Genomic DNA, 17,389 nt, shown 5'->3' with positions numbered 1-17,389 from the left:
AAAAACAGCCTTCAACTAAAGAAGGCTGTTAAATAATTATACTCTTAATAAACAATAAAATCTTACGAATTAAAGTCTTTTGATACTAAAGATTTATTCTTGCTTTTCCAACTTTTTGGTTGAATCCCTCACTATCAACTCAGTATCAATAATTTCAGCCTCTATCTTTTCTTGCTGGTTATTAATTAGCTCTAATACCATATCAGCAGCCTCAATTCCCATTTCCTCTTTTTTCTGTCTGACTGTGGTTAGAGCTGGATTTAAATACTGGCTGATTTCAATATCATCAAAACCGACAATGGAAAAATCATCGGGAACATTAAGTCCTGCTTCCTCAATGGCTTTCATAGCTCCCACTGCAATTTCATCACCCATACAAAAAATAGCAGTAGGACGGTTATTCAGCTTTAAAACTTCTTCCATTGCCTGATAACCACCATCAACACTAAACTTACCCTGAATTATCCAGTTATCTTTAACTTCTAGATTTTGAGCTTTCATTTCAGCTTTATAACCTATTAAACGTTTTTGAGTTGGTACTGTTATTTCCTCACCTTCAATAACAGCTATTTTAGTATGTCCAAGCTCTGCCAGATGTCTTACTGCTTTCCGGGCTCCCTCTTCATTATCAGAAATTATATAAGAAGCTTTTTCATCCGAAATATCAAGGTCAATAAATACTGAAGGTATTTTAGCATTTAATAATTCAGACAGTTTTGGATCATCTTTAGGCATCCCCATTAGAATAGCACCATCAACATTGCGAAACTCACACTTTTCTAAATAACTAAACTGGTCTTCCCAGTTAGCAGAAAAGAGAATCATATCATAATTATTTTCCAGCAGTCTTTCTTCAAGTCCTGAGATAATACCTCTAAAGAAAGGATGTTTTACACCACTGTCCTGATGATCTTTAAAAAAAAGTCCAACTAAAAACGACTTATTTGTTCTTAAAGATTGGGCATTTGCATTTGGACGATAATTATTTTCCTTAATTATTCGTAAAACCTTTGCCTTGGTTACTTCCCCAATATCATCGTAACCATTCATAACCTTAGAAACAGTAGCAACTGAAACCCCTGCTTTTTTGGCAATATCTTTAATTGTCAGCATTCAAATCAATCCTTTATTTTGATTACTATATTTCCCCTATTTTCTCTACTTTTTATTTTATCATTAATTTGCTTAAAATTACAGCCTTTTAAAGAGTTTTTGATATTTTGTCGAAGATTATCCGAAATTGATTTCGTTATAAGAAAAAAATCGGCTGCAGCCGGGTAACAAATTTGCCCGTTCTGCTGCCGATATAAATAATCCTATCCTATTCATTTTAATTAAAGTCTTCTATTTATAAACTTCTATTCTTTCTGCTAAAGGTTCATAATCTTTTTCATCCGGCTCTTCGACTGGATTTCCAAATGGCATCTGAGCTACAAATCGCCATTCTTCTGCTACATCCCATTCAGCCTTAACATCCTCTTCTATCAACTCAGTATAATGCTGTAGAGAAGCTCCCAGTCCTTCAGCTTCCAGCATAGTCCAAATATTATACTGAAGCATTCCTGTTGAATGCTCAGACCACCGGGGAAAATTATCACTGTAGAGAGGAAAACGCTGCTGTAAATCCTCTACTATTTCCATATCTTCATAAAATAAAACTGTGCCAAAACCGCTTCGAAAACCATCTATTTTATCTTTTGTTGAATCAAATTCTGACTCTGGTACCACAGGTCTCAAATTTGATTCTACTATATTCCAGAATTTATTATGCTGATCATTAAAAAGAAGAATCACTCGACCTGTCTGAGAATTAAAAGAGGTAGGAGTATATTTTACTGCATGTTTAACTACTTCTTCTATCTTTTCCTCTGAGACTATCTTTTGATCATCTATATTATAGTAACTTCTTCTTTCTTTTACTGCCTGATAAATATCTTTTGCCATCTATAAAACCTCCATTTAATTTTGTGATTTTTATGTAAAAAGCCTGGCTTTTAGAGCCAGGACTTTTTGAGAATATATATTGGAAATCTATTTCATTAACTTAAATTAACCAGTTAAAATTAATTTTACAGCCGCCAAACTAATTATTGAGTCGATTTAATTCCTGCAGCAACTCTAGCTACTCTCTTAGCCAGTCTGCCTGCAACATTTAGATCATCTTCTGTTGGCACTTTACTACCATCACTACCTGCTACTGTAGATGGACCATAGGGAGAACCTCCATGCATATTATCTTTACTTAATTCTGGATTCTGCCCGTAAGTAGAGCCCACAAAAATCATACCAAAGTGGAGCAATGGCAGCATTGAAGATAAAATAGTGCTTTCCTGTCCACCATGGAGTGTGTTAGAACTACTCATGATACCTGTAGCTTTGTCTTCAAGTTTTCCTTCAGCCCATAAACCACCAGCTGTATCAATAAACTGTTTTACCTGGGCTGGCATATTACCAAAACGAGTTGGAATACCCCAGACAATCCCATCAGCCCAATCAAGGTCAGCTAAAGTTACTTCCTCTACATCTGACTGAGCTTCCTGAGCAACCTGGTAAGCATCCTGACCAGACATTGCCTCTCTGGCAGCTTCCAGTTCAGGGATTTTTCTCAATTTAACTTCATAATCTTCATTCTCTTCTGCAGCATTTCTGGCTGCTTTAGCCATTTCAAACATGTGACCATAAGAACTGTAATATGTGATTAATAATTTAGTCATTAATAAAACCTCCTGTTTAAACTATCAATTCTATTGAATTTATAGATTTATATATCCGAGTTATTTACTCTGAATTATTCTTAAAAAAATTTATATAAATTATCCCTTTTACTAAAAGGGATAATTGATAACTATTTATTCTCTCTGGTATTGATACCAAAAAGTTTATACAATAAACATTTTCCTGAAAGCCCTGTAAAGAGAGGGATAAAGCCCAAAAGTCCAAAATAACGAACATTACCTTCTACAACGAAAAACATTGCCAAGAGCAAAATTCCAACAATAATTCTAATCCATTTATCAGTCTGACCTACATTTTTCATAAATATTTCCCCCTTTTTTGATATTGATTTTTATTTACTAATTATAAATTAACATCTTACCAGCTATATTTCTGTATTATTGCTTACAATTTTGTAATTAATTGAACTCAATCGAATTGTTTAAAATAATAATTTTTTTATTTTAAAATTTCACCGGCTTAAAATTTATCTGAAATCTTCTGCCAACTGCAGTACTTATTCTCCAGCCAGTCAATTCCCTTAAATAAAAAATAGCCGAGCAAACTGACTGCAATAATTCCACTATACATCTTTAAATAGTTAACCATAGACCAGCTGTTCATTATATAATAGCCTATTCCATATTTAACAGCAAAATTTTCTGCAAAAAATAAAACAGCAATACTGGTTCCAATAGTAATTCTTAAGGCAGTTAATATCCCCGGTAAAACAGCAGGGAAAACTAAATGACGATAGATATCAATTCTATCCATTCCCAGTGAACGAGCAGATGCAAAATAATTACTATCAATACCTCTTACTCCGTCTCTGGTAGTTACTATAATCTGAAAAATCACTATTACAATCAGCAGTATTATTTTTGAACGATCACCAAGACCAAATAAAAGCATAAAAACTGGCAAAAAAGCAATTTTAGGAATTGGATAGAGCAAATAAATCAAAGGGGATAGAAATTTATCTATTTTTTTATGCATTCCTGTTAAAAGTCCGATACCGACCCCTAAAAAAAGAGAAATAGCTACTGCAACAAAAATCCGATAAAAACTCATTAAAAGGTGGGGAAGAATTTCGCTGCTGAAATTCATCAAAAACACTCTAATTACTGCCCCTGGAGAAGTAATAATTGAGGAATCAACCGTGAAATATAATATATACCAGATCCCAATAATTAAAAGTAGGGCATAAAAACTATTATACTTCTCTTTTTTCATGCTGATTCTCTCCTCCATATTCTAAAGTCATTTGTTTTCTTAGTTTTTTTTGCAGTTCAAAGAATTCTTCTTTTTCCCGTAAATTTTTCTGGCCAAAGTGTGGATTTGATAAAATATTAACTATTTGTCCTTCCCGGATTACTGCAATTTTGTGGCCTAAAAAAGCCGCTTCCGCAATATCATGAGTAACCAGTACAAAAGAAAAATTATCTCTGCTGTGAATTTCTAAAATTAAATTCTGCATTTCTTCTCTGGTTAAAGCATCTAAAGCTGAAAATGGTTCATCCATTAATAATAAATCAGGAGCCAGAACTAAGGATCTCCCAACAGCAACCCGCTGTTTTTGACCTCCACTTAATTCAGCCGGATATTTATTCTTGAATTCAGATATTTTTAACCTTTTTAGAGCCAGATTAACTTTCTTCTCTATTTGTTTTTTAGCACAGCCTCTTATTTTAAGACCTAAAGCCAGATTATGGTAAACTGTTTTCCAGGGAAAGAGACCGTAATCCTGTAAAATTACTCCGGTATTTTCTCTAATACCACTAATCAATTTTGATTTAATTTTAATCTCTCCCTGATCAGCCTGTTCCAACCCGGCGAGAAGATAAAGAAGAGTTGTCTTACCACAACCGGAAGGACCGATTATGGCAAGACTTTTTCCTTCTTCAAGCTGAAAATTAATATTATTAAGCACTCTTTCTTTCTGGTAAGCAAAATTCAAATTTTTTACCTCAATCATTGAATGCTGTACTTCCCTTCTATTACCTGATTATAGTTAATCTCAATTTCGCTATCATCAGTTTTTTCTATCCAGCTAATTACTCTGTTTAAATAATCTTCGCTTGGAACTCTAGTCAGATGGTATTGGGGCATAGCAATTAAATTCTTAATTTTAGCTGGTAGATCAAGACTCTTAATCAAAACCTCCCTTGCCTGACTATCATCCTGCTGGATTTCTTTAACTGCTTTATTGTAAGCATTATGGAAAGCCTGGATTGCTGCATCTTTTTCTTTTAAAGCTTTTTCAGTAAAGATCATTGCTTCGGGCATAAAATCATATTCATTTTTATAAACCCTTTTTTCTAATCCCTGAAGCTCTGCTGTTGAAGCTAGAGGCTCAGGAATAACTGCCATTTCTAGTTGTCCCGATTTTACCATTTCTAAGCGGGCAGGAATAGCAGGGATAAAGGTTTTATTTAATTTATATTTATCCCCTAAAAATTGTTCTGATAAAAAGTTAGAAACACTTACTTCCATCATCCCAATATTTACTTCTTCTTTTTCTTCAAAACCTTTAGTAACTAAAATTGGAAAGCTTCCGTCTGTACTGGTAGTTATTTTGACAGGGAATCCATTATTAACATTATTTACAAAGGCAATTAAATCTGTCATGGCTCCGTCCAGTTCATTGGTCTGCAGTGCAGTCTGTCTGTTAACTGCATTTGTATAGACATCTATTTTAATATCAAGGCCTTCTTCAGCAAAATATCCTTTTTCTTTTGCCAGCAAAATTGGTGCTGAATCAACTGCAGGCATAATCCCAATTTCTAGCTTCATATCTTCGGCCATTGCAGCACCTGATAAAAAGCTAAGTGAAAATATTAACATTAATAGTAATAAAAAAATATTTTTCTTTCTCATATGTATTATTCCTCCTAAAAATTAAATTTTTTCTATCTTTGTAGTCTATTATATAATTTTTTGTTCAAATTTTAAAGCTTTATTCCATTCTTTTTGCATCTCAGCCATTATTATGTAATAATATATATGTTCAAAAAATAACGAAAGGAAGTTTTAACTTGAATAAAATTAAATTTATCAAAGAAATCTGGAAAGCTTCCCGTCCCCTTTCTTTAACCCTTGCTTTCTACTCGACAACTCTTGGAATGGCTGTAGCTCACCTTGAAGGGAAATTATTCAGTGGCAACATAAATTATGACCTCAAACTGATATTTTTAGTAACTACTGCCGGACTTTTTGTTCAGACCGGAACTAATTTTATCAATGATTATTTTGAATGTGAATATAAAAATATCCACTTTATTGAGGGGAAAAAATATAATTTCCTTGGTAAAAAAAGAAGCTCTTTTTCTATTCTAATTTTTCTGCTGGGAATTTTATCTTTTCTAATTACCGCCCTGCTGGGACTTTATATTATTTCGATTACTACCCAGAAGTTAATTTTAATTGGTGTTTTAGGTATTATTGGCGGCTATGCTTATACAGGAGAACCAATTGTTTATAAAAAGAGAGGTCTGGGCACACCACTATCTTTTGTCCTGATGGGGCCTCTGATGGTCATGGGAACCCACATTGCTTTTACTCATCACTATTCCTGGAGACCGATATTGCTTGGTCTGCCAATCAGTCTTTTGATTCCTGTTTTGATGCTGAGTAATGAACTTAGAGATTTTGAGCGTGATAGTTTATTGGGAATCAAGACTTTAACTGTTCGAATTGGATTTAAAAAAGCTAAAATTATTTATATAATTCTTCTCAGCAGCTCCTATCTTTTAACTATTCTTTTTGTAATATTTGGTTTTTATCCTGTAACAGCACTTTTTTCTCTGCTAACAATTCCACTGGCATTAAAAGCCTATCAAAATGTTGCAAAAGCTGAAAAAAAAGGTGTACCTATAACCAATCAGCTTCATCTCAGTTTTGGCCTGATTCAGCTGCTGGCCCTATTTTTAACTTAAATCACCCGCAGAAATTTAGACTCTAATATTATAATTTTCTGCTAAAAAATCAAGAGTATCTCTGGCAGATGGTGGACAGCCTTTAACAAAGCCATCTGCTCCACTGCAGCAGCTACCAATTCCTATTCCGAATAATTTTTCTCCCTGATAACCCTGGCCTATTTTAATAAATCCTGCTATTTTGTCTAATTGACCTGTTTCTTCTATTCTCTTTAAAGCATGGATTAAATTCCCATAACAGGCTGAGCAGGCTTTTTTAGCTTTTACCTTAGCTGTCAGTTTTTTTATTTTACCAGAAGAATAAGTTATATCTGTTTCCCGATCCTGGTTGAGCTCAATTATTTCTGAACTTGATAAATCTTTACTCCCCACCCCAATTTGATCTGCAATTTCAATATATTCAATATCCCGAATGGAATAGCCCATTAAATTAGCTGCATAGGCATCTACTAAAACCGGATCCTGAGCAGCAATGATTCTATTCATTTTAACTGGGTTACCCCCCTCTTCAAAATCAAGATCACCATAGATACCATCGACTATTATTAAATCCTGTTTCAATAGTTTGTTTAAATAAGCAATCGGTCTATGTAGACCATGACGGTGAAATTTTCTTTTTTCAGAATCAGAAATACATCCCTTTAGATTTTTTAAGGCACAGGTAATCCTGGTCTGACAGTGGCCCTTCAGCACAGGGAAATTTATCAAATAGTCGGCTTCAAGTGCTTTTTCAGCTATTTCAATTTCCAGCTGCTGATAACTTTTTTTGATAAAATTATCTTTTTTTAAATTATATAAAGGTATATCATATTTTTGAGACAGCTCTTTATAACCGCAAACTTCAAAAGCCCTCTCTGTATCAGCTCCTACCCAGGACCCCTCGATAATCATTAAATTATTAAAGCCTCGTTCTCTAAAATATTCAATACATCCAGCTACAATTTCTGGATCAGTTGTTGCTCCCTGACTTGATTTTGTTGGATTAATTAAATTTGGTTTAAGAGCAATTAAATCATTCTGTCTAAGCCCGGTTTCTACTTTTATTTCTTTGAGCAATTCCTTTACCATTTTTTTAGACTGATCACCATAACTAATCATGATCTGATTTTTTTGCATTAACTCCACCCCACTTATAAGTCTATTATATTACTTTTTAAGTCATATTCAAGTGATAAATTTCATTACAAAAAAATAAAAATATCTAAGCTAAAAAAGGACAGCATTCCTTTAATCGGAACACTGCCCTCCCAATAAACTGAGTTAATTATTAAATTATTTTAATTTTCTCAGCTTAATCTTAAGTTCTCCTTTTTACTCTGAGCTTGTTTAAGCTGCATATCTAATTTGTAATACTGCAGACTGATCAACCTCAGTTACTCTTGAAGCTGGATCAACTTTAATTTCCTCCAGCTGACGTAGGTGATCGATTAGAGCATCTCTTACTTTAATGTAGCTTTCTGTAAAATCAACTTCCTTAAAGGTAGCAAATCCATCCCCACCCTCAGCTAAGAAGTTATTAGTAGCTACTGTATATTTCTGATCCATCTTTAAAGGAGTTCCATCAGAAAGAGTTACAGAAACTACTCTTTCATATTTAGGTTGGTCGGCATCATATTCAACCTTTAAGCCAGAATGCTGCATCATACCCTTATCTAAAGTAAGGCTCTGCTCCAGAATTGAAATAATCTGCTCACCGGTCATTTCTCCAGTTACAATTGTATTTCCAAATGGCAGAAGTTCGTAGATATGACCGACATTAACCGCACCTTTCGGTAGATCTATTCTTAATCCACCAGGATTCTGGAAGGCAATATCTGCTTCTACTTCTTTAGCCATTGCATCTGTAGCCAGAGCACCAACCTTAGAAATAGTGTCATAGCTGCTAACTAATTTCTGATCAGTTTCAATTAAAACTTCTGACATAATTGGCTCAAGTTCTTTTTGATATTTTCTTACCATTTGAGCTATTTCTTCATTTTCTTCGATTTTCATAACACTTTTACGCACAGGATGACTCATTGGCACTGCCTTATAAACCCTGCCGCTATCCTTATTAATAAAGAATCTTAAGTTTCCAAGTTCACGTCCATGTTTATAAGCTTCAACTATAGGATTACCATTTACAACAGCTGTTACGGTGTGATGACTATGACCACCAACTATGCCGGCAACATCGACTTTTTTAGCTGTCTCAACTAATTCTCCACTTACCTGACCACTATCATAATCAGTTGTTCCTGGCAGATGACCAACAACAATTATTAATTCAGCTCCTTTTTCTCGTAAACGAGCACTATATTTTTCAATAGCAGCTGCTGGATCAGTAAATTCTAGATTAGCAATATTGGACGGCATTGTTGTACCTTTAGTATCTGGAGTTGAAATTCCAATCAAACCAATTTTAACCCCATTAGCAGGTATCATTCGGGTTGGCTGAGCCCAGTCAACTAATTCACCTGTATCTTTATTGACTATATTAGCTGCCAGCATTGGAAAATAAGTTTCCTTGTTAATTCTCTTTAATTCATCAATTCCCCAGTCGAATTCGTGATTACCAACTGCCTGAGCTACATAGCGAGCTTCATTCATAAATTCAATTACTGGTTGAGCATCATTTAAGCTAGAAATTGGAGTACCCTGATAGGCGTCTCCAGCATCAACTAAAATAGTACCTTTACGGTTAGCACCGCGATAATGTTCAATTGCACCCATCAACTTAGCTGCGCCAGCTTCATAGCCAGCCTCAACTTTCCCATGGAAATCATTTGTTGATAATACATCTATCTGTTTGTATTTCTGCTGAACTCTTGTTAACATTGCAGCCATTTCTCCAAAATCCATCGCTTCCTGTGGAGCTAGAGTATTATCTCCTCTTCCAACTAAAAGGCCCATCTCAACAGCTAAAGCAACCTTATCTTTATCTCCAAGTTTTCTAGTTAATTTTGCTTTGTCTGTAAATTTATCTAAAACAGCAGGGTTAGCTTCATCTGCAACTCTCATTGCTTCAATCAACATAATTGCAGCTTCCTGACGACTCAGAACTTTATCTGCCTCAAAATCACCATTATTCTCTTCTACAAAACCTGCCATTAGGGCTGCTTCTGCATAAGCTAAATCCTCACCTTCAAGTCCTTTAAAGGTTGGCTCTTCAACTTTTGCTGGAATGTCATAATTAAACATTCGAACTAAAGCTTTGGCTAAATCCATTTTGGTCAGTTTGTCTTCTAAATTAATACTTTTAGCATTCCAGGAACGATTAACAGAAGGTATTTCTAAAACATCATTATTAATTAAAGAAATAGCCTCTTCCTTATTTGGATGATCTAAATCAGCACCAATGATCTCCCAGTTATGATCAACTAATGGCTTAATTTCTTCTTTTTGGTCGATATATTCAATTATCATTTCTCTAATTCCCTCTTCTGATTTATAGTAAGGGTCATTAGAAATAATACCATCAGAACTTAAACCACTGTAACGATAATTATTTAAAGCCAGTTTAAAGGTCTGATCATCTCTTACCGGCTCACCTTGATACATTAAATCTTTTATTCTATTTCCTACCGGCTCAGAAATATCTATTTTGTAGTCAATTCCCTGGAACATATCATAACTGTAGCCCCTAATTTCCGGATCAAAACTAATTGTTATATCTCCAGGTTGATAGGTATTATAATATGCAGCTGTTGACTCTAAATAGTTTTTCAATTCTTCACCTGTAATTTCAACAGCATACAGAGTATTGCTGTATTTATAGATTCGGGCTGCATCTTTAATTGAAACAGGTCCCTGATCGATAGTAGAATCAGCAACAAATAAAGCTGCGGAAGAAATATCAGCACCTGTATTTTCTAGCTGAACTCTGTTAATTAAATCAAGAACTGCAGTATCCTGAACCTGAGCTGCAGGAATACCTTCTACTGGATCTTCTGGAGTAAAATCTCCAGTTGCATAACCAATAGGTGTATTTACATATTCTACAACTTCATTATGGTATGGTTCAGCAACTGCTAAAGTTTCTGGATCAGCTTCATAATCTTCGGCCTCTAAGTGAGTACCTTCCTTACTGTCAACAACCCATTTACCGTTCTGCTGGGATAGAGTCATTTTAATTTTAGAAGCCTGTTCAGCAGCATCGGATGAGGCCATTACTAAAACACCATTTATAACTTCATTAACAGTTTCATGGTCATGAGCGGTAATCATTAAATCAATTTCCGGATTGTTTTCTGCAATTTTACTGGCTTTGTCGCCACCGCTTTTATCATGGCGTCCTTCCAGACCAGCATGGACTAAGGCAATAATTACATCAGCTTTTTCTTCTAATTCTGGAATATACTCTGCAGCAACTTGATCCATATCTTTAAATTCTAAAGATTCTACTTTGTCACCATCCCAAATAGGAATATTGGGGGTAGTTAAACCCAGAATACCTACCTTTATCCCGTCAATCTCTTTAATAGTATAAGGTTTTGCGAAAGTCTCTCCGGTTTCCTTAACTATTGTATTAGCAGATAAAATTGGGAATTCAGCATCAGCTAAAATTTCCTGCTGAGTTTCGAGTCCAAAGTTAAACTCATGATTACCCAGAGTCATAGCACTGTAACCCATATGATTCATTACTTTCATCATTGGATGAACTACATCTCTACGATCTTTAAAAAGTGAAGTTAGAGTATTACCCTGAATAGTATCCCCTGCATCCAATAAAATAACATTGGGATTTTCAGCTTTTGCTTCTTTGACCATCGAAGCAACTTTGGCAATTCCTATATCATCAGGTTCGCCAATTTTATAGGACCAGGGATAAATCGCACCATGAATATCACTGGTAGCAATAACCGTTAATTCTTTTGCCGAAATAATTCCTCCAATGAGCATAACAAAACTCAAAGCCAAAATTACTGTCAGCATTAACTTTTTCTTCTTAATAAACAATATAAATTCCTCCCCTTTAGTTTTGTTAAAAATAGCAATATTCTCACTTTTGTGAGTTAAAGCGTTAAATTTTGCTATTTCTTCTATTATTTAATATATTCTACACAAAACAAAGAACTCCTGCTTGAAATTTTAGCAGGAGTTAAATTATTTGCAAAATATTTAATTAAAATTAATTTTAATTGGCCCAGGGCTGGCTTTCTGCAAAAATTTTCTTATCCTCTGCTGCAGAATCAATTATTTTCAAAGCAAGATATTGATCCTGAGATGCCTCTGCCAGAGAGTAAAATTCCCTGTCATTATCTAGATAATCTTTCATTCTGATCAAAGTTGTAGCAACTGCTATCTCATCATCTGAAAAGCGAGCGGGAAGAAAAGGATTTTGATAAAGCCATTCACCTCCACAGGTAATACCTTTAAGATGAAACCCTTCCAGATTTTGATTAATTCCGGCATCCTGCCGCTTTAATTCTAACTCAACAGGGGTTTTAAAATCTTTTAAATAACTTAAAGTTGAATTCCTAATTTCACCTTCAGTTCCTCTAATCAAAATTTCATTTGATCTAATCCAGGACCGATGCTGATTACGTTCAAAATCATAGACTCCCAACCTGTCGCCAAAATTTAAAAAAGCAAACTCATGCTGTCTATTGACAATTTCCTTTTTTGACGGATAACCTGAACGTCCCGGACCTTTAACAATTTGATTTTCAAAAAATCTGGCCTCAATTTCAGCGGTTTCAAATTTAATCCCCAGAGCCTTTCTCATCAGACTAACTGCATGATAACCGTGGCTGATAGAAATTTTAGCATAATTAATTTTACCCAGTTTACCAGAATCCACAAGTTTTAGAATCGCCTGGTTAAGTGGCTGGAGATGATATTGTTCAGCAATCTGAATAGGATAATTAGAAGCTAAAACTTTATTTAATTTAATTAAATCTTTTAGGTTATCTGCAGGAGGAGTTTCAGCTAAAATAGGTATTTCATAATCTGACAATTTTAAAATCACCTCAGCTGCAGCGTTTTTACTGATCGAAAGCACAACAAAATCCGGTCTTTCAGCAGCAAGTAAATTTTCTATTGAGGAATAGGCCTTAAAATTCCACTTATCTTCAATCTCTTTTCTTTTATTTCTTCTACTGCTAACTACTCCAACTAGCTCAAATTGATCTGGTAATGCTCTAGCAATTCTTAAGTAAAATTCTGCTCGCCAGCCAATTCCTATTACTGCAAAGCTAATTTTTGAATTCAAATTTTTCACCTTCTCTAAAGTTTTAATTAAAAATTATAAGTACTGCTTTTAAAAGAAATTTGTAAATGAAATATCATTTCAAACTATCTATTTTCTGAAAGAAAATCTTTTAATAAAGCTAATCCTTCTTTTAGCTCCTGTTCATTGCCCGCAAAACCAATTCTCAAAAAATTTTCTCTACCAAAGGCGGTTCCTGGAACAACAAGTACTCCTTTTTCTTTAAACAATCTTTTTGCCAATTCTTCAGATCCAATATCTAACTTGAACTTTAAAAAGGCTGTGGTTCCTCCATTTGGTTTAATATAATCAATTAATTCTTCTTTGTGCACCCAGTCATCCAGAATCTGCAGCTGTTTTTTCACCTTTAAGAGATTTCTCTGTAAAATTTCCTTCTTATTTTCGAGAGCAATTACAGACAGATAATCAGCAATCATTCCATTCGAAATTGTGGTATAATCTCTGTGCAGCTGGCAGAGTTCAACTACTTCTTTAGGACCAGCAACCCATCCCATTCTTAATCCAGCTAGAGAAAAAACTTTTGACATACTGCCAACACTGATTCCTTTTTCATAAAGATCAGCAACTGATGGGATTTTCTCGCCCAGATCAAAGCCTCGATAAACCTCATCTGCTAATATGTAGGCATCAGCGGAACGGGCAATCTCTACAATTTTATTCAAGATTTCCTTTTCCATGGCCACTCCCGAAGGATTATTGGGGTTATTAATTGCAATCAGCTTAGTTTTCTTACTAACCATTGATGCTAATTCTTCTAAGTCAGGTAAAAAACCAGCCTCATATTTAAGTTCTAATTTCTTTACTTCTGCCCCAAAAGATTCTGGAATAGAATAAAGCTGCTGATAGGTAGGAAATACCGAAACAACCTCATCTCCAGCCTCAACCAAAGAATATAATAATAAAAAATTGGCTCCAATGGCTCCATGTGAAGGTAAAATATTTTCTACTTCAATACTCTGATAAAGACTACTCACGCCTTTTTTGAAAGCCTCTGAGCCCTTAATATCTCCATATGTGAGCTGCATTTTTCTAATCTCGGTAAGCTTTGCCTCAGGATTATCACTAAAACTAAGCAATTCCTCAACTGTCATTGATTCAACACAGGTTTCTGCGATATTATATTTAGCATCCATCTCATACTCGTTCATCCACTCTTCTACTTTAAATGGCGCTATTTTCATTTTCTCCCCTCCGTTTTATGAATTATTTTCTATATCTCTGCTGCAAAACAGCCATCTTTTGCCTGATACCAATCTATAACATTTATTTTAACAGATAAAAAAGAAAAACTCCACTGAATTAAATCCAGTAGAGCTTTTCGCTTATAAGGGAGGTAAAAAAATTATTTACCATATTAATTTTGTTAAACTCACTTTACTTCCAGATAGCTGTAACCAGAAATTACTTCCCAGAACCCATTGTCAGGCCACGGATAAAGTATTTCTGTAGGAAAACAAAAACTACCACAGTTGGAATAGTTGCCAGAATTGCTCCTGCCACTAACACACTCCAGGAGGTAATAAAATTACCCTGAAGAGTTGCCAGACCAGCTGTTACAGGTTTTAATCTGTCATCTCTCAATAATACTAGAGCCCAGATATAGTCATTAAAAATCCAGGTAAACTCCAGAGTTGCCAGAGCTGCTATAGCAGGTAGAGAGAGGGGAAGATATATTTTATAAAATATTTTAAACTCAGAAGCCCCATCTATTCTGGCTGCCTCAGATAATTCCTCCGGAATAGTTATCATATAATTTCTCAAGAAGAAAGAACAAAATCCCATTTGAAAAACTGTATGAATCATTATCAGTCCCCAATAATTATTATAAATACCAAGATAATTACTTAGTCTAAAAACTGGTATTAAAAGTATCTGAAAAGGAATCAGCATTCCTGCAACAAACATCAAATAGATAAACATATTACCTTTAAATTTATATTTAGCCAGAGCAAAACCAACCAGAGAAGATAGAGCAAGAGTACCAATTAGAGACGGAATAGTAATAATGAAACTGTTTTTTAAGTATGTATTTAGATTGCCCTCTGACCAGGCAGTAGCAAAGTTTTTAAAAGTCACCGCTTCCGGCAGACTCCAGAACCCATTGTCCATTATATCATCCATTGTTCTAATTGAAGTTAAAACTGCTCCAAATACAGGTAAGAGCCAGACTATCGTAAAAATTAGCAGCGCCATAAAGATTATTCCCTGCCTTATTCTTTTTTTCTGATGTAAACTTAATTCCATTATTCCAGCTCTCCCTTCCTAATCTGACGTAAATACATAACAATAAAAATAAACATAATTGCAAATAATACTACTGCAATCGAAGCTCCATATCCCATATTATAATTTTTAAAGGCTTCAGTGTACATATAATGTGCCAAAACATTAGTGGAATTAAATGGTCCACCTCTAGTCATCATGCTGACAAAATCAAAAGCTCTCAGTGACTGTATCATTGTAATTACAATTACGATTACCGTTGTCGGTTTTAAAAGCGGTAAAATTATATATCTAAATCTCTGCCAGGCTGAAGCTCCGTCAATTCTTGATGCTTCAATAACTGTAGGTGAAATAGCTGTAAGCCCTGATAAAAAAAGCAGCATTACATAACCTGTATGCCGCCAGACTGCAGCTCCAATAACTGCATATAGAGCAGTATTGGGATTACTCAGCCAGCCTCTGGTTAATCCTTCCAGTCCTATATAAGTAAGAGTATTATTTAAAAGTCCACCCTGAGGTTGGTAAATCCAGGACCAGATTAACCCGATAACAACCGGAGCCAAAATCATTGGCGAATAAATTGCTGCCTTATACCCTCTTGCCCATTTAATTTCTTTGCTTAATAAAATTGCTAAAAAGAGTCCTACTACAACTGGTATCGCCATAAATATGACCAGCCATTTAATATTATTTACTAAAGAAGTATAAAAAATAGGATCATTGAATAACTTAAGATAATTATCTATCCCCTGAAACTCAGGAGCGGTCATTCCATCCCACTCAGTTAAACTCAAATACATTGTATAAATTGTCGGTCCAATAACCCAGATAGAATAAAATGTTAAAGGTATAGATAAAAAAGCCCAGGGTATATATTTTCTTTTCAAATTAACACCTCCAAAAATTATCACCTGTGAGGTTTAATGACCCCACAGGTGAGATCTCAATAAATAAATCCTTTAATTACTGATAATTAGTCATTAATAAAATTCTGACGATGTGCTTCCATTTCTTCCATAATATTTCTGTAATTTTCAGGTGCATACCAGAAAGCCATTAAGGAATCCATTGTCTTATCAGCTAATTCAGGATCCATATCACGATCATAAAACTGAGCTAGTTCATCAGTATTATCAATCATTTCTCTACCCTTAAGAGTTAAACCATCATATACCTCAGCATCCATATTTTTATTTGTTACCAGTCTACCTAAGTCTTCAGCAAATAAACGCTGCCCTTCTACTGATCCCAGGAAGGCAATAAAGTCTTTTGCCAGTTCTGGATGAGGAGCTTTTTTAGGAATCATAAAACCATCTGTAGGTAGATCTTCAGCAACAGGGACTTCTTTATCTATAATTGGAAAACGGAAGAAATCAAGATCTTTACTTACTTCTTCAGAAGTTGCATCTAAAATAAACTGTCCCATTAGATACATTGCTGCATCACCACTATTTAGAAATTGTAGAGCTTCCTGCCAGGAATAAGCAGCAGCATTTTCAATAAAATAGTCATTTTCAATTAAATATTTCCACTTTTCGAAAACATCAGCAACTCTATCATCAGTAAATGGAATTTTTCCCGCCATTAAGTCTTTATGGAATTTCGCACCATTGATGCGCATATCAAAATAGTCAAAAAAAGCGGCTGCAGTCCAGCGAAACTTAGTTCCAATAGCAAATGGAGTAATGCCATTTTCCTTTAATGTTTCTCCAACTTCCAGGAATTCATCCCAGGTTTGTGGCTCTTCTAAACCATACTCTTCAAAAATCGATTCTCTGTAAAATACAGACCACCAGTAGTAGTTATGAGGTAAAAAGTAAGCTTTGCCATCATAAACGCTGATACTCTGAAATGCCTTTGGGAATTTCTCATAAAAGTTTTCTTCTTCCCAGACATCGGTAATATCCATAACCAGACCTCTATCAACAAAATAACCGGCTCTATTACCTGCAAACCAGCTAAATACATCAGGTGGATTGTCCGAAGTTAACCAGACTCTAATTGCCTGTTTAAAATCTTCGTGAGCTGTTATGTTAAGTTCTACATCAACATCAGGATTCATTTCTTCATACTGAGCAACGAGCTCTTTCATTGCTTTTCTCGGTGCCGGATCACTGGTATAAGTATTAACTACAAGAGTGTCCTGAGCTGCTGCAGAAAAAGACAGTACCATAACCATTAACAGAGTAATTACAATAAGTGAAAGATTCTTAAAATTCATTAAAAAATAACCCCCTTTTGATTTTTAAAACCAATTTAAACGTTTTAAATTAAATTTAAATATCCCCTCCTTTTTTCGACAAAA

At 34.7% G+C, this 17,389-nt stretch carries 15 protein-coding genes; 1 reads left to right on the top strand and 14 read right to left on the bottom strand.

The window, feature by feature from the left end:
• Positions 1-93: 93 nt before the first annotated feature.
• The 7 genes from BW929_RS06990 to BW929_RS06960 form a co-directional block, all read right to left on the bottom strand.
• Positions 94-1,113: a LacI family DNA-binding transcriptional regulator gene (locus BW929_RS06990; RefSeq protein WP_076544658.1), complete on the bottom strand. Its 1,020-nt coding sequence runs from the start codon at positions 1,111-1,113 to the stop codon at positions 94-96.
• A 231-nt stretch (positions 1,114-1,344) separates the two neighbouring features.
• The gene (locus tag BW929_RS06985; protein WP_076544657.1) at positions 1,345-1,944 is read right to left on the bottom strand and encodes a nitroreductase family protein; all 600 of its coding nucleotides are present in this window, start codon (positions 1,942-1,944) and stop codon (positions 1,345-1,347) included.
• A 143-nt stretch (positions 1,945-2,087) separates the two neighbouring features.
• A complete protein-coding gene (wrbA, locus tag BW929_RS06980) occupies positions 2,088-2,714 on the bottom strand; it encodes an NAD(P)H:quinone oxidoreductase (RefSeq protein ID WP_076544656.1) in 627 nt (208 codons plus the stop codon).
• Positions 2,715-2,845: 131 nt separating this feature from the next.
• Positions 2,846-3,037, bottom strand: a complete 192-nt coding sequence (locus tag BW929_RS06975; protein ID WP_076544655.1) for a YgaP family membrane protein — start codon at positions 3,035-3,037, stop codon at positions 2,846-2,848.
• A 158-nt stretch (positions 3,038-3,195) separates the two neighbouring features.
• Positions 3,196-3,948: an ABC transporter permease gene (locus BW929_RS06970; RefSeq protein WP_076544654.1), complete on the bottom strand. Its 753-nt coding sequence runs from the start codon at positions 3,946-3,948 to the stop codon at positions 3,196-3,198.
• Positions 3,929-4,690, bottom strand: coding sequence for an ABC transporter ATP-binding protein (locus BW929_RS06965; protein WP_076544653.1), 762 nt, complete (start codon positions 4,688-4,690; stop codon positions 3,929-3,931). Before BW929_RS06965 ends, BW929_RS06970 begins: the two co-directional genes overlap by 20 nt.
• Positions 4,687-5,592 (bottom strand): ABC transporter substrate-binding protein, encoded by a 906-nt coding sequence (locus BW929_RS06960; RefSeq protein ID WP_076544652.1) that lies wholly within the window; start codon positions 5,590-5,592, stop codon positions 4,687-4,689. Before BW929_RS06960 ends, BW929_RS06965 begins: the two co-directional genes overlap by 4 nt.
• Positions 5,593-5,750: 158 nt before the next feature.
• Here BW929_RS06960 and BW929_RS06955 point away from each other — a divergent pair, with 158 nt between their 5' ends.
• Positions 5,751-6,650 (top strand): prenyltransferase, encoded by a 900-nt coding sequence (locus BW929_RS06955; RefSeq protein WP_076544651.1) that lies wholly within the window; start codon positions 5,751-5,753, stop codon positions 6,648-6,650.
• A gap of 15 nt (positions 6,651-6,665) precedes the next feature.
• On the opposite strand, the gene BW929_RS06950 is transcribed toward BW929_RS06955, so the two are convergent.
• From BW929_RS06950 to BW929_RS06920, 7 genes are all read right to left on the bottom strand, one after another.
• The gene (locus tag BW929_RS06950) at positions 6,666-7,766 is read right to left on the bottom strand and encodes a DUF362 domain-containing protein (protein ID WP_076544650.1); all 1,101 of its coding nucleotides are present in this window, start codon (positions 7,764-7,766) and stop codon (positions 6,666-6,668) included.
• A gap of 210 nt (positions 7,767-7,976) precedes the next feature.
• Positions 7,977-11,588: a 5'-nucleotidase C-terminal domain-containing protein gene (locus BW929_RS06945; RefSeq protein WP_076544649.1), complete on the bottom strand. Its 3,612-nt coding sequence runs from the start codon at positions 11,586-11,588 to the stop codon at positions 7,977-7,979.
• Between the two features lie 178 nt (positions 11,589-11,766).
• Positions 11,767-12,843, bottom strand: coding sequence for a Gfo/Idh/MocA family protein (locus BW929_RS06940; RefSeq protein ID WP_076544648.1), 1,077 nt, complete (start codon positions 12,841-12,843; stop codon positions 11,767-11,769).
• Positions 12,844-12,926: 83 nt separating this feature from the next.
• Positions 12,927-14,042 (bottom strand): aminotransferase, encoded by a 1,116-nt coding sequence (locus tag BW929_RS06935; RefSeq protein WP_076544647.1) that lies wholly within the window; start codon positions 14,040-14,042, stop codon positions 12,927-12,929.
• Positions 14,043-14,262: 220 nt separating this feature from the next.
• Positions 14,263-15,105 carry a carbohydrate ABC transporter permease gene (locus BW929_RS06930; RefSeq protein WP_076544646.1) on the bottom strand — a complete coding sequence of 281 codons (843 nt, stop codon included), beginning with the start codon at positions 15,103-15,105 and terminating at the stop codon, positions 14,263-14,265.
• Positions 15,105-15,971, bottom strand: a complete 867-nt coding sequence (locus BW929_RS06925; protein WP_076544645.1) for a carbohydrate ABC transporter permease — start codon at positions 15,969-15,971, stop codon at positions 15,105-15,107. Before BW929_RS06925 ends, BW929_RS06930 begins: the two co-directional genes overlap by 1 nt.
• 86 nt (positions 15,972-16,057) lie before the next feature.
• Positions 16,058-17,305: an ABC transporter substrate-binding protein gene (locus tag BW929_RS06920; RefSeq protein WP_076544644.1), complete on the bottom strand. Its 1,248-nt coding sequence runs from the start codon at positions 17,303-17,305 to the stop codon at positions 16,058-16,060.
• Positions 17,306-17,389: the final 84 nt, after the last annotated feature.

Origin of the sequence: Halanaerobium kushneri, from assembly GCF_900156285.1 — a bacterium.
In the GTDB taxonomy this organism is placed as follows: Bacteria; Bacillota; Halanaerobiia; order Halanaerobiales; family Halanaerobiaceae; genus Halanaerobium; species Halanaerobium kushneri.
Note: the sequence above shows the minus strand (reverse complement) of the source record. Positions and strands in the feature narration are given on the sequence as shown.